Raw genomic sequence first — 11,818 nt, 5'->3', positions numbered from 1 at the left:
GCCACAAACAACACCGCCAAGTCGTGGAATGGTATGGCGGACGCTTTGGGCCGGAAGATATCAGCGTCGCTACGATCAATGAAAGGTTAGCGAAATTGGCACGCCGCCGAACGCTCGTAAAAGCCGGTTTCGCCAAAAGCCAGAACAAGCATCACTGACCGCAAAATAATCCAGCCGCGGCCTCCGCCGTATGCTTACGCCAGAACTATGTTCTCGATCTGCTTCTTGACCTTTGCTAACTCGGATGCCCAGCTGCCAAACTGCATATTGCGTTCCTGAGCGAGGCGTTTTGCTTCGCCCCGATAAGCATTCAGTGCCTCTGCGATCGCGTCCTTCTCCATTAGACGGTCTTTGATACCAATTAGTACTCGCTGTTCCAGCGCATCGCAATGGCCGTGTGGGACCGGTGAGCGGCATCGATCTCCGCAAGGGGCTCGTCCGCGAAGCCGAGACATCTTCGTGCTTAGGCCGTTCGGCGGGCAATCGATTCACTGGATCGATTGCTTGTCCGTCTCACCATCGATGAAGACGAACCGCGCCGGATCGAGATCGAGTTGGCCGTCGAACCATTCCTGACGACGTTTCAGGAGGTCAGGACGCTCCTGCTCCAGTGCATGTGCGGTCTTTTTTTGAAAGTCCAGCCGCGCTTTCGCAGCCAGACGTCAAGCGCGCTACGGCCGATCGATACAGCTCTGTCCTGACGCAATCGCAGAACCATCTCGTTGAGCGTGATATCCTTTTCCTCTTCGATCATGCCGATGATGAAGTCCGCGTGAGCATCGAGGCGTGAGCCACCACGTCGGCCCTGCTTCGCAGGCGTCAACTGACCCGCCCGTGCGCTGGCGATCCAGGCGATGGCCGTTGAAATGCCAATTCCAAGTCTGGCCGCCGCTGATCGCGCCGACATGCCGTCGCGTGACGCAGCCAGAACGCGGCTACGCGGATCATCACTGAAAGCTCGGGTCATATTGTCTCCGACCAAATCAAACAGTCGGGGCAATGGAATCAGAATTCGGCAGCCAGGGGAATCCTCAACGCGATTCCGCGTTCAATGGACGTGCTCTAAGTGAATCACAAATCACGTCAAACGGGAATCCTGAATCAGGTTGGCTGCGACATGCTTTAAAATGCGATCGAAAACGGTGCTTCGGTTTTTGCCCGGACTTCGTCGAGTGTTACATCATCGGCGAGTTCGATCAAAGTCATTCTGGCCGGGCCGCTTCTGGCAACGTCGAACACACCGAGATCGGTGATGACGAGGTCCGTTACCCGCCGACCGGTCAATGGCAAATTACACTGCGAAACCAGTTTCGGTTCGCCCTTCGCCTCATGCTCCATGACAACGACGACGCGCTTGACGCCGGCGACAAGGTCCATCGCGCCACCCATTCCCTTCACCATCTTCCCGGGAATCATCCAGTTTGCCAGGTCGCCGCTCTGCGAAACCTGCATGGCGCCGAGGATGGAAAGATCGATGTGTCCGCCCCGTATCATCGCAAAGCTGTCGGCCGAGGAGAAAAAACTGGTCTTTGGAAGTTGCGTGATGGTTTGCTTCCCCGCATTGATAAGGTCGGCATCCTCTTCGCCGTCAAGGGGAAATGGTCCCATCCCCAGCATTCCATTCTCGCTCTGCAGCGTCACTTCCATGTCTTCAGGAATGTAGTTTGCAACGAGAGTGGGAATGCCAATGCCAAGATTGACATAGTAGCCGTCCTTCAGTTCACGTGCGGCACGTGCCGCCATCTGTTCGCGTGTCCAGGCCATTCTTACGCTACCTCGCTGAGTTTGGTGCGAACCGTGCGCTGTTCGATGCGCTTCTCATGGTTCTCCGAAAGGACTATTTTTTTAACGAATATGCCAGGCGTGTGTATGTGATCGGGGTCGATGGCTCCCAGCGGAACAATCTCCTCCACTTCCGCGACTGTGTAACGCGCGGCGGTCGCCATCACAGGGTTGAAGTTACGGGCCGTTTTCCGATAGATCAGGTTCCCTTCCGGATCGGCCTTCCACGCATGCACGATCGCTACATCGGCAACGAGACCTGTTTCCAAAACGTATTCGTCATCACCGAAGCGGCGCACTTCCTTCTCTTCCGCGACAAGTGTCCCTACGCCGGTTTTCGTGTAGAAGGCGGGAATGCCGGCGCCTCCGGCCCGAATGCGCTCGGCGAGCGTACCTTGCGGATTGAATTCGAGCTCAAGCTTTCCCGTTAGATACAGTTCGGCAAAAAGCTTGTTTTCGCCGACGTAAGACGAGATCATCTTGCGCACCTGCCGGCTTTCAAGCAGGATCCCCAAGCCATAGCCATCGACGCCTGCGTTGTTGGAGATGACCGTTAGGTCGTTGACGCCCGACAGCCTGATCGCCTCGATAAGGGTGGTAGGAATACCGCAAAGCCCGAACCCTCCCGACATGATCGTCATGCCATTCCGGAGTTTTCCCGCCAATGCCTCTTCCGCTGTTGATGAAATTTTGCCCACGCGTATCTCCCCAAGTTGACACATGGAGGCTAAGGCTTGAATGGAGCCAGCGTTAGCAGTATTAATACTGCATGAATTCAGACAACGTTCGAAACCGCTTTTTCCTCGACGATATTCCCGTGCCGATGGTTTTGGCAAATTACCGAATCATAAGAGACTGCAATTCGGCCTTCCTCGGGCTTTTCGGATATGCGCGGGAGGAACTGATCGACAGGAGCTTCGCAAATCTCTACCCGCAAAAAGCCGACTTTGCGCGTATCGGCCAGATCTGGGGCGCACACCTTGCCGAAGGCATCGTGTATCGCGACGAAAGGGTGATGACCGCAAGCAATGGCCGGCGGTTCTGGTGCCAGGTTCACGGCCGCGCGAAGAACGCTCAGACTCCGTTTGCGCAAGCGCTTTACTGCTTTCAGCCGATTTCCAGGCCGGTCGAGATTGAGAAGCTCCACCTGACATCCCGTCAGAAGCAGATCGTTGCGCTGGTTGCTCAGGGAAAGACGAACGCGGATATAGCGGCCGAACTCTCGCTTTCGGTCAGAACGATAGAATCGCACCGTGCACGTCTCATGAAGGCGGCCGGCATCAAGAATGCGGCTCATCTAGCCGCAGCGTTCGGAGCAAACGTCGAATAGCAAGAGTAGCATTGAAAAGGGCGCAAATATAAGGATCGACAGGATAGATGTCGCTTGAAGCGGTCGTAGCGCCTCTTCACGACAGCCCTTCGGCGAACTGCCGCCGAAAGCGGAAAAGCTATCTTGGAATACTTTCGCAAGTCTGCCGCACTGTCATTTACCCTCCAGAGCTGACCTGACGGGAATTGCTGCGTCTCGAATATCGGCTTGCATCGACGCAGCCGCAATTTTGGCGTCACGATCCCGAAGCGCCCGTATGATCTCGAGGTGATGCTGCTGGCCTGCTTTCGACAAAGCCCCGTTGCGCACGATGTTGAGCATCGGGCCGTAGCGCATCCACAAAAGTTCGATGAGATCGATGAGTTCACTATTTCCGCAGCTTTGATAAATGGAAAAGTGGAACTGCTGATTCAGGCGAAGATAAGCTTTGAAATCGTCGTTCGGAACTTTTGAACCCATTTCCTCCGTTATGGCAGCCAGTTCATCGGTCAGCCGACTGGTCGCGTTTGGCGTCGCCAGCCGCGTGGCTTCCCCTTCCAGCAGCAGCCTCAATGGAAGCAGAGTGTCTATGCGCTCGATAGTCGCCTCCGGCACGCACAATGATCGTCTGGGAGGTGACTCCAGAGCGCGCACGGAAATAAGACGGTTCGTCGCCTCTCGTATCGGCATCTGGCTCGTCCCGAACGCGGCTGCCAACATGGGGAGCGGCAGCTTCTGGCCGGGCGTAAATTCGCCGATCATCAGGAGTTGCTTCAACTCGATATAGATGAGCTCGCTATCCGGACCGGCCCTCTGGAAACTGATGGTGGGTAGCTCGCTTTTACTTTTGGACATGCTGCTTCCTATTACGGCCCGGCCACTGCGCAGCGCAGTATCGCAGTTGGCCGAATTGACCAAGCTTAATTGCAATGCAAGTTCAGCCATCAGGCATTTCCCAATTCATAATTTTTTTCATATCCGCACGTCAAGGCTTGATCAGATATCAGATTAGTGATCTGATCAGATATCAAATCGGAGGCGCCTCGTGGCGGGTCACACATTGGGACATGAAAATTTCAAAACGGTAGCAATCCTTGGCGCTGGCCTCATCGGATGCAGCTGGGCTGCATTGTTTGCGGCCTCTGGGCGGCGGGTTCATCTTTTCGACAGCCATGTCGACGCTGGAGAGAAATTCACGGAATTTTGGAAAGCGGTCCAGCCCACCTTGATCAAGCTTGGTCTCGAAAAGGCAGGTGACGAGCCGGACTGGGCTGCTTTCAACGCCGCCGCCGATGCGGTTCGCGAAGCGGATTTCGTTCAGGAATGCATCCCGGAACGTCTTGATCTGAAGATGGCGCTCTATGCCGAGATCGAGCCCGCGTTGCGGCCGGGCACGATCGTGGGGACCAGTTCTTCCGGGTTGAAGCTTTCCGACCTGCAAAAGGGATGGAAGAACCCATCCAGCCTGATCATTGCTCATCCTTTCAATCCACCGCACATCATTCCGCTGGTCGAGCTTTATGGCAATGACGCTACGGCCGTAGATGCGATCCAGGTTTCCCGGAGGCTTTATGAAAGCTGCGGAAAGCAGACCATCACGCTGAAGCGTGAAGTGATGGGACATGTCGCGAACCGTCTGCAGGCCGCTCTCTGGAGGGAAGCCATCAATCTTGTGGCGGAGGATGTCGTCAGTGTGGGCGATGTCGATACGGCGATCAGTGCCGGTCCCGGCATGCGCTGGGCGGTCATGGGGCCGCACATGCTTCTGAACCTAGGTGGCGGCCCCGGTGGGATACGCGCCTATTGCGAGCAATTCCGCGACAGCTATCACCTCTGGTGGGACGACCTCGGTCAACCAAAGTTGACGGATGAGACCATCGGCAAGCTCATTTCGGGAATTGCCGAGGAGAGTGGACACCGAGGCTACGGCCAGCTCAGGGATGAACGCGACGAGAAATTGGTCGCCCTCATCTCCGCAACCAGAAACGTCGATGCGGCACGCGCCGCCAACGATCCATCCTAATTTTCAGCGAATCGAGAGCTCCCATGAAACGTAAAGTCGTTCTCACCTGCGCGGTCACCGGAGACGGACCCATTCATCCGCGCTATCCGAATTATCCGGTCACGCCGCAGCAGATCGCGGATTCCTGCCTCGAGGCGGCGAAGGCTGGTGCCTCCGTCGTCCACATTCATGGCCGAAATCCGGAAACCGGCATCGGCGATCGATCGCCTGAGGTGTTCCGCGAGATCGTGCGGATGGTCCGCAAAGCGAACCCTAACATTCTCGTCAACCTGACGACGGGCATGGGAGCAACCTTCGTTCCCGAGCCGACGAACGAAGCCCTGGCGCATGGATCGACGGATATCGGTACCGCCGAAGAGCGCGTCGCGCATGTCGTGGAGCTGCGACCGCAAATCTGCACGCTGGACACCACCACGATGAACCTCGAGGGCGGCATCGCCGGTGCGCCGGACTGCATCTTCATGAACACGCCGGGCAAGCTGCGCGATATGGCCGAACTTATCCGTTCGGCGGGCGTCAAGCCTGAAATCGAAGCCTTTAATCCCGGCGACATTCTTCTGGCACGCCGGCTCATCGAGCTGGGACATATCGACCAGCCGCCGCTGTTCCAGCTCTGCCTCGGCGTGAAATGGTCCGCACCGGCGGATGCAAAGACGCTCATCTACATGAAGGAGCTTCTGCCGCAGGACGCGATCTGGAGCGCTTTCGGGATATCCCGCTGGCAGATGGAGATCGTGGCACTCTCGACCATTTTGGGCGGTCACTGCCGTGTCGGCCTCGAAGACAACATCTATCTGGAGCGCGGGGTCTTCGCTACCAACGGCCAGCTGGTCGAGCGCGCCGGCCGCATCATCCGTGAGCTCGGTTGCGAAGTTGCCACGCCCGACGAGGCGCGCGAAATTCTCGGTGTGAACTGATGGATACGGAGGCAGAAGCCGCAACGCAGGCACTCACGACGATCGTCGTGCATCAGTGGCAGTGCGACCATTTCGGTCACATGAACGTCCGCCACTACGCCGCCATATTCGACGATGCGATTTTCGTCTTCTGGGGCAGGTGCGGCATCAGCGGGAAGCAGGCGATCGTCCCCGTCAGTGCGGAGATCAAGCTCAGCTTCCGTTCCGAGGCCGTGGCCGGAACGATCGCCAATATTCGCAGTCGCGTGTCCCATGTCGGCACGAAGTCCGTGAAGCTTCAGATGGAGATGGTTGATGCACGGACGCAGGATCTGTTCGCGACTTGCGAGACTGTCGAAGTGTTCTTCAACCTGGATTCCCGGGAGAGCCATCCGATCCCGGCGGAAATCCGAGCCCGCCTCACTTGAGATCGGAAGGAGGCCGATCCGCAGATACATATAAGGAAGCAAGCCAATTCGAGTGCATCCTCGGCAAATACCGAAGGACAACCTAAAAGGGGAAGAAAAATGAAACGCGTTGCAATGTTTTCCACCACAGTTCTCATAGCGTCCGCACTTGGCGTGATGTCGGCCGAGGCGCGTGACCTCACCGTGACCTCCTGGGGGGGAACCTATCAGGACGCCCAGCGCGAAATCTATTTCAAGCCGTTTGCTGCAAAGGCCGGCAAGCCGCTTTTGGAGGAATCCTGGGACGGTGGGACCGGCGTCCTGCAGGCCAAGGTCAAGGCTGGCAATCCGAACTGGGATGTCGTCAATGTCGAGGCGATCGACGTCGCGCTCGGTTGTGGCGATGGTCTGTACGAAAAGCTGGACTGGGCAAAGCTCGGCGGCAAGGAGAAGTACATGGATGCGGCCGTCGGCGATTGCTCGGTCGGCACCAACGTGTTTTCTACCGCGATCGCCTATGACGAGGCAAAGCTCGCCGACGGGCCGAAATCCTGGGCGGATTTCTGGGATGTGAAGAAGTTCCCGGGCAAGCGCGCGCTTCGCAAGGGACCGCAATACAATCTCGAATTCGCACTGCTCGCCGACGGCGTTCCGAAGGAAAAGGTCTACGAAACGCTTGCGACCGCCGAAGGCGTGGATCGGGCCTTCAAGAAGCTCGACCAGCTGAAGCCGAACCTCGTGTGGTGGGAAGCCGGAGCGCAGCCCCTGCAGTTCCTCGCATCGGGCGAAGTGGCGATGACGACGTCGTATAACGGCCGCATCACCGGCATCAACCGCACGGAAGGCAAGCGCTTCAAGGTGGTCTGGCCCGGCAGCATGTACGCCGTGGACAGCTGGGTTATCCTGAAGGGCGCCGAAAACAAAGATGCGGCGATGGATTTCATCGCCTTCGCAAGTGCTGCCGAAAACCAGGTCAAGCTGCCGAATTTCGTCGCCTACGGACTCCCGAACAAGGAAGCCGCAGCCAATGTGCCGGCCGCCATGCAGCCGGATCTCCCGACGTCTCCGAAAAATCTCGAGGGAGCTCTGGCATTGGACGTCGATTTCTGGATCGACAATTCTGAAGCTTTGACCCAACGTTTCAACGCCTGGCTCGCCCAGTAACTTGAACCTGCTTCGACCATGGCGCGGGGCCGCTCAAAGCCCCGCGTCCAGTCGGTGTACGACGCTGCCGGAGTAAACGTCCTTGAGCAAAGTGAACATCAAATTCGAGAGCGTTGGCAAGTCCTACGGCCCTCTGCGGGTCGTGGATGGTCTCGACCTGGACATTCGGGAAGGGGAGTTCGTCAGCCTTCTCGGCCCCTCAGGCTCCGGCAAAAGCACCATTCTGATGATGCTTGCGGGCTTCGAGGACGTCAGTGAGGGAACCATCTCGGTAGGCGGCAGCCGCATCGACCTGCTTCCGCCGCACAAGCGCAACATGGGCGTGGTATTCCAGAACTACGCGCTTTTCCCGCATATGACGGTTGCCGGCAATATTGCGTTTCCGCTGGAGATGCAGGGAGTGTCTCGCGCCGATATCGCGGCCCGTGTCTCGCGTACGCTCGACATGGTCCAGCTCAGCTCGCTTAAGGATCGACGTCCGATCCAGCTTTCCGGTGGGCAGCAGCAGCGTGTCGCGCTGGCGCGCGCGCTGGTGTTCGAACCTTCCGTCGTGCTGATGGATGAGCCACTCGGGGCTCTCGACAAGCAATTGCGCGAGCAAATGCAGCTCGACATTCGGGCACTACACAAGCGGCTGGGTTTGACGATCGTGTTCGTCACGCATGACCAGTCCGAAGCCTTGACCATGTCCGACAGGATTGCCGTCTTCAACCGCGGCAAGATCGAGCAGATCGGCACGCCGCGGGAAATCTACGACCATCCGAGTTCACGCTTCGTTGCCGAATTTATCGGCGAAACGAATATCCTTGCTGGCGACGTGGTCGAAATCGGCGAGCGCGATGCGGTGGTGGCACTGCCGGGAGGAACGAAAATCCAGGTTGCGCGCCCAAAATCCCTTGCAAGGGTCGGCAAGGTACTCGTTTCACTGCGGCCGGAACGCGTGAGCCTTTCCCCCGGCGCCGCCGGTGAAAATGTGATTTCCGCGCCGATCAAGGACGTCGTGTATTTCGGCGATCATCTGCGCGTGCAGTTCGGTGACGAGGCTTTCGGGCTGGTTGCCAAGGCAGAGCGGCGAACGGTCGAGTTTAACGCCGGCGATACAGCCAGCCTCTCCTTCAACGCCGTGGACTGTTGGGTCATCCCGTCATGAAGAGATATCTGTCCGAAAGCTTTCGCGCATGGTGTCTGATCCTTCCGCTGGTTGCATTCCTGGCGGTGTTCTTCGTCTGGCCCCTGTTCACGATGATGAAGGGCTCCGTTTCCGACCCTGTGGGAATGCAGGTCTTCCCGGCGATCAGCGCCGCCACCGTAAAATGGGATCGCCAGTCCGATCCCTCGGTGGAGATGCGGGACGCTTTGTTGAAGGATTTGCGCGCCGACACCGATCAGCAGCTGATGGGCGACATGGTGCGTCGCCTGAACAGCGCCCAGCCCGGCTTCAGAACGCTAATGGCGCGGACGATCGAAGCGGTCAAGTCTGGCGGAGACGTCGATCTGGCTTCCGTCGACAAGCGTTGGTCCGACATTCGCTTCTGGCAAGCGCTGGCGGATTCGACCAAGCCCTATACCGATCGCTATTTCCTGGCGGCACTGGACTACAAGCGCAATGCGGCAGGGGAAATCGAAGCATTGCCGGAGGGCGAGTCGGTCAACAAGACCATCCTGTTTCGAACGCTCGGCGTGAGCCTGATGGTGACGCTCGCATGCGTTCTGCTCGGCCTTCCCTACGCAATGCTCGCGGCTTCGCTTGATGGATGGAAGCGGCAGCTCGTTCTTGGCGCCGTCCTTCTGCCGCTTTGGACATCGCTGCTCGTCCGCACGGCTGCATGGTTCGTTCTGTTGCAGGACAAAGGGCTGATCAACGGCGCGCTGATGTGGCTCGGCGTCACCAGCGCCCCGGTCCACCTTATCTTCAACAAGATCGGCGTCGTCATCGCAATGACGCATGTCCTGCTGCCGTTCATGGTCCTGCCGATCTATTCGGTGCTTCTCACGATCCCGCGCAACCTAATGCCGGCAGCCGCCTCTCTCGGCGCTCCGCCCTGGCGCGCCTTCTATCGGGTGCTGCTGCCGCTTGCGGCGCGCGGCATGGTTTCCGGTGCACTGCTCGTCTTCATGGCTGCCATCGGGTACTACATAACACCGGCGCTGATCGGTGGCGCTCAAGACCAGATGATCTCCTCCGTCATCGCTTACTATGCGATCAATTCGGCAAACTGGGGCATGGCCGGCGCGCTCGGCGCGATCCTGCTGGTCTCAACCTTCCTCCTCTACGGCATCTACAATCGCCTGCAACCGAACGAGGCTCGCCCCTAATGCCCCGAACCATCACGATCGCAAAGCCTGTGTTCGGCGCCCTCATGGTGGCGTTTCTGCTGGCGCCGCTGGTGGCGATCCTGCCGCTGGCCTTCACCTCCAGCGTGTTTCTCACTTATCCGATGCCCGGATATTCCACGCGCTGGTTCGAAGAACTCATGACCGTCGACGTGTGGCGCATGTCGATCGTCAACAGCCTGATCATCGGCGCTGGCACGACCTTGCTCGCAGGAGCGCTCGGCACGTCGGCCGCCCTCGGCCTGCGCAAGAGCGTCCTTCTCTTCACGGGCTTCTTCAGAACCGTGTTCCTGTTGCCTATGGTCGTTCCCGCCGTGGTTCTCGGCGTCGGCATGCAGCTGATGTTCGTCCGGATCGGGCTGGACAATTCCTATATCGGCGTGATCTGCGCGCACGCGGTGGTCGCCGTGCCCTTCGTGATCGTCACCGTGTCTGCGTCCCTTGCAGGGATAGACCAGCGCATAGAGCAGGCTGCCGCGAGCCTCGGAGCAGCACCGTTCACCGTCTTTCGGCGCGTGACGTTTCCGCTGGCGCTGCCGGGTATTCTGTCCGGCGCCGTGTTTGCCTTTGCAACGTCGCTTGATGAAGTCGTTCTTACCCTGTTCGTCGCCGGACCGAACCAGCGCACCCTGGCACGACAGATGTTTTCGACCATCCGGGAGAATGTCAGCCCCGCCATTGCCGCGGCCGCCTTCCTGTTCATCGTCGGCACACTCGTCATCCTTGCCTTGTCGATGACATTGAAGTCGCGCGCACCACTCACAGCATAAGAAAATACACTGTAAGGTCCGGAGGTGTTCAAGAACACCGCCGGTCTCCTTGTCGAAGATCGACATGTGGGCGGCGTCTGAGAGCAGCGGTGGTAGAGTGGGCCACGGTAGCGGCGGAACAATTGAGACCCTCCCAAAATCAGCACGCTTACTTGAGACCCCTGCTCGGGCCGAAGCTCTCCCGGCGGTATCAGGCTCCGAAGTATTCGTCGCAGCCGAAGAATGTGTGGTTCACCACCTTCTGGTATCCGTCCATGCGGATCTGTAGTGCATATGCGCCAGGGGGATAGCGGCGCCGGCGCAGGTGCTCGGGTATCTTGCTGCTTGACAAACAGCTGGAAGGCCGGGTTTGTCAAAAATTGCCAAGAACATAGCCCATTCCACGGACGGTACGAATGACGTTGTCCGCCTTTCCCAGGCTGACGAGCCTTCGCAAGCGACCGATCTGAACGTCGATGGCTCGATCGTCGACCGTCGCGTTTTCACCCCATACCAATGCCTTCAGCGCGGCCCGCGAAAAAACCTGCCCGGGCGCCTGCATCAAGTGCTCTAGCAGTTTGAACTCCGTGGGACTGAGCTTTACTTCGCGGCGCTGCCGGTGAACCCTCTGTGACTCGCGATCGAGCGTAAGGTCGCCAACCTTCAGGTAGTTCTGCAACAGATCTGGCCGCTTTTTGCTCAGAAGCTCTCGAACGAGGATTGCCAGCTCATCGGGCAGGACAGACTTCCGCGCGTGGTTGTCCGCCACTTGCCGGACCTCTCTTGAAACGAGAGCATCGGACATCACCGGCGCAACCAGAAAAATCAATAGACACGAATGCTTGATTGCACTGAGGCTGTTTCTCCCGATCTCCTGCGAAACGGTTTCGTCCACGATCACGACTTCAGGCTTGCCAAGCGTCAGGTACTCTTCAAGTTTCAGCACGTTTGACTGGGTGACATTGAAACCCTGCGCCTCAAGAGCCTTTTTTGCGGGAGCATAAAAGCTCCGGTCATCATCAACCAATAGGATACTGGCACGCATTTCTCCGCCCCAACTACGCTTCCATGGAATAGCCGGCGCCGCGAACGGTGCGGATGACATCCTGCATGTTCGAGAAGTTGAGCGCCTTGCGCAGGCGGCCGACGTGCAC

At 58.2% G+C, this 11,818-nt stretch carries 14 protein-coding genes and 1 pseudogene; 8 read left to right on the top strand and 7 right to left on the bottom strand.

What is annotated here, in order from left to right:
- Positions 1-194: 194 nt before the first annotated feature.
- The 4 genes and pseudogenes from GGQ67_RS24525 to GGQ67_RS24510 all read right to left on the bottom strand — a co-directional run bounded on the left by GGQ67_RS24525 (position 195) and on the right by GGQ67_RS24510 (position 2,504).
- A complete protein-coding gene (locus GGQ67_RS24525) occupies positions 195-341 on the bottom strand; it encodes a hypothetical protein (protein WP_183902719.1) in 147 nt (48 codons plus the stop codon).
- A 48-nt stretch (positions 342-389) separates the two neighbouring features.
- A pseudogene (locus GGQ67_RS25165) lies at positions 390-967 on the bottom strand (transposase); the annotation flags it as partial.
- A 155-nt stretch (positions 968-1,122) separates the two neighbouring features.
- Positions 1,123-1,764 (bottom strand): 3-oxoacid CoA-transferase subunit B, encoded by a 642-nt coding sequence (locus tag GGQ67_RS24515; RefSeq protein ID WP_183902718.1) that lies wholly within the window; start codon positions 1,762-1,764, stop codon positions 1,123-1,125.
- Positions 1,765-1,766: 2 nt separating this feature from the next.
- Positions 1,767-2,504, bottom strand: a complete 738-nt coding sequence (locus GGQ67_RS24510; protein ID WP_183902717.1) for a CoA transferase subunit A — start codon at positions 2,502-2,504, stop codon at positions 1,767-1,769.
- A gap of 47 nt (positions 2,505-2,551) precedes the next feature.
- On the opposite strand from GGQ67_RS24510, the gene GGQ67_RS24505 reads away from it, so the two are divergent.
- Positions 2,552-3,112: a helix-turn-helix transcriptional regulator gene (locus tag GGQ67_RS24505; RefSeq protein ID WP_183902716.1), complete on the top strand. Its 561-nt coding sequence runs from the start codon at positions 2,552-2,554 to the stop codon at positions 3,110-3,112.
- Positions 3,113-3,265: 153 nt separating this feature from the next.
- Here GGQ67_RS24505 and GGQ67_RS24500 read toward each other — a convergent pair whose 3' ends face one another.
- Positions 3,266-4,036 (bottom strand): GntR family transcriptional regulator, encoded by a 771-nt coding sequence (locus tag GGQ67_RS24500; RefSeq protein ID WP_183902715.1) that lies wholly within the window; start codon positions 4,034-4,036, stop codon positions 3,266-3,268.
- Positions 4,037-4,136: 100 nt separating this feature from the next.
- Between GGQ67_RS24500 and GGQ67_RS24495 the strand changes: the two genes are divergently transcribed.
- From GGQ67_RS24495 to GGQ67_RS24465, 7 genes are all read left to right on the top strand, one after another.
- Complete coding sequence (locus tag GGQ67_RS24495; protein ID WP_210279786.1) at positions 4,137-5,114, top strand: 3-hydroxyacyl-CoA dehydrogenase NAD-binding domain-containing protein; 978 nt, start codon at positions 4,137-4,139, stop codon at positions 5,112-5,114.
- Between the two features lie 23 nt (positions 5,115-5,137).
- Positions 5,138-6,031, top strand: coding sequence for a beta-keto acid cleavage family enzyme (locus GGQ67_RS24490; RefSeq protein ID WP_183902714.1), 894 nt, complete (start codon positions 5,138-5,140; stop codon positions 6,029-6,031).
- Positions 6,031-6,438, top strand: coding sequence for an acyl-CoA thioesterase (locus GGQ67_RS24485; protein WP_183902713.1), 408 nt, complete (start codon positions 6,031-6,033; stop codon positions 6,436-6,438). Before GGQ67_RS24490 ends, GGQ67_RS24485 begins: the two co-directional genes overlap by 1 nt.
- Before the next feature lie 114 nt (positions 6,439-6,552).
- Positions 6,553-7,581 carry an ABC transporter substrate-binding protein gene (locus GGQ67_RS24480; protein WP_246400323.1) on the top strand — a complete coding sequence of 343 codons (1,029 nt, stop codon included), beginning with the start codon at positions 6,553-6,555 and terminating at the stop codon, positions 7,579-7,581.
- A gap of 82 nt (positions 7,582-7,663) precedes the next feature.
- Positions 7,664-8,731 (top strand): ABC transporter ATP-binding protein, encoded by a 1,068-nt coding sequence (locus tag GGQ67_RS24475; RefSeq protein ID WP_183902711.1) that lies wholly within the window; start codon positions 7,664-7,666, stop codon positions 8,729-8,731.
- Positions 8,728-9,897 carry an ABC transporter permease gene (locus GGQ67_RS24470; RefSeq protein ID WP_183902710.1) on the top strand — a complete coding sequence of 390 codons (1,170 nt, stop codon included), beginning with the start codon at positions 8,728-8,730 and terminating at the stop codon, positions 9,895-9,897. The genes GGQ67_RS24475 and GGQ67_RS24470 overlap by 4 nt, the downstream gene beginning before the upstream one ends.
- A complete protein-coding gene (locus GGQ67_RS24465) occupies positions 9,897-10,685 on the top strand; it encodes an ABC transporter permease (RefSeq protein ID WP_183902709.1) in 789 nt (262 codons plus the stop codon). Before GGQ67_RS24470 ends, GGQ67_RS24465 begins: the two co-directional genes overlap by 1 nt.
- Before the next feature lie 352 nt (positions 10,686-11,037).
- Here GGQ67_RS24465 and GGQ67_RS24460 read toward each other — a convergent pair whose 3' ends face one another.
- Both GGQ67_RS24460 and GGQ67_RS24455 read right to left on the bottom strand, forming a co-directional pair.
- Complete coding sequence (locus tag GGQ67_RS24460) at positions 11,038-11,709, bottom strand: winged helix-turn-helix domain-containing protein (protein ID WP_183902708.1); 672 nt, start codon at positions 11,707-11,709, stop codon at positions 11,038-11,040.
- A gap of 13 nt (positions 11,710-11,722) precedes the next feature.
- The coding region (locus tag GGQ67_RS24455; protein ID WP_183902707.1) for a winged helix-turn-helix domain-containing protein at positions 11,723-11,818 on the bottom strand (96 nt) is incomplete at its 5' end.

The organism is Rhizobium metallidurans, assembly GCF_014196505.1.
GTDB lineage: Bacteria > Pseudomonadota > Alphaproteobacteria > Rhizobiales > Rhizobiaceae > Rhizobium > Rhizobium metallidurans.
Note: the sequence above shows the minus strand (reverse complement) of the source record. Positions and strands in the feature narration are given on the sequence as shown.

What these genes read in the sequence shown, in the direction of transcription:
- GGQ67_RS24525 (WP_183902719.1), bottom strand. Translation starts at nt 341, where the DNA reads ATGGAGAAGGACGCGATCGCAGAGGCACTGAATGCTTATCGGGGCGAA.
- GGQ67_RS24515 (WP_183902718.1), bottom strand. Translation starts at nt 1,764, where the DNA reads ATGGCCTGGACACGCGAACAGATGGCGGCACGTGCCGCACGTGAACTG.
- GGQ67_RS24510 (WP_183902717.1), bottom strand. Translation starts at nt 2,504, where the DNA reads ATGTGTCAACTTGGGGAGATACGCGTGGGCAAAATTTCATCAACAGCG.
- GGQ67_RS24505 (WP_183902716.1), top strand. Translation starts at nt 2,552, where the DNA reads ATGAATTCAGACAACGTTCGAAACCGCTTTTTCCTCGACGATATTCCC.
- GGQ67_RS24500 (WP_183902715.1), bottom strand. Translation starts at nt 4,036, where the DNA reads ATGGCTGAACTTGCATTGCAATTAAGCTTGGTCAATTCGGCCAACTGC.
- GGQ67_RS24490 (WP_183902714.1), top strand. Translation starts at nt 5,138, where the DNA reads ATGAAACGTAAAGTCGTTCTCACCTGCGCGGTCACCGGAGACGGACCC.
- GGQ67_RS24485 (WP_183902713.1), top strand. Translation starts at nt 6,031, where the DNA reads ATGGATACGGAGGCAGAAGCCGCAACGCAGGCACTCACGACGATCGTC.
- GGQ67_RS24480 (WP_246400323.1), top strand. Translation starts at nt 6,553, where the DNA reads ATGTTTTCCACCACAGTTCTCATAGCGTCCGCACTTGGCGTGATGTCG.
- GGQ67_RS24470 (WP_183902710.1), top strand. Translation starts at nt 8,728, where the DNA reads ATGAAGAGATATCTGTCCGAAAGCTTTCGCGCATGGTGTCTGATCCTT.
- GGQ67_RS24465 (WP_183902709.1), top strand. Translation starts at nt 9,897, where the DNA reads ATGCCCCGAACCATCACGATCGCAAAGCCTGTGTTCGGCGCCCTCATG.
- GGQ67_RS24460 (WP_183902708.1), bottom strand. Translation starts at nt 11,709, where the DNA reads ATGCGTGCCAGTATCCTATTGGTTGATGATGACCGGAGCTTTTATGCT.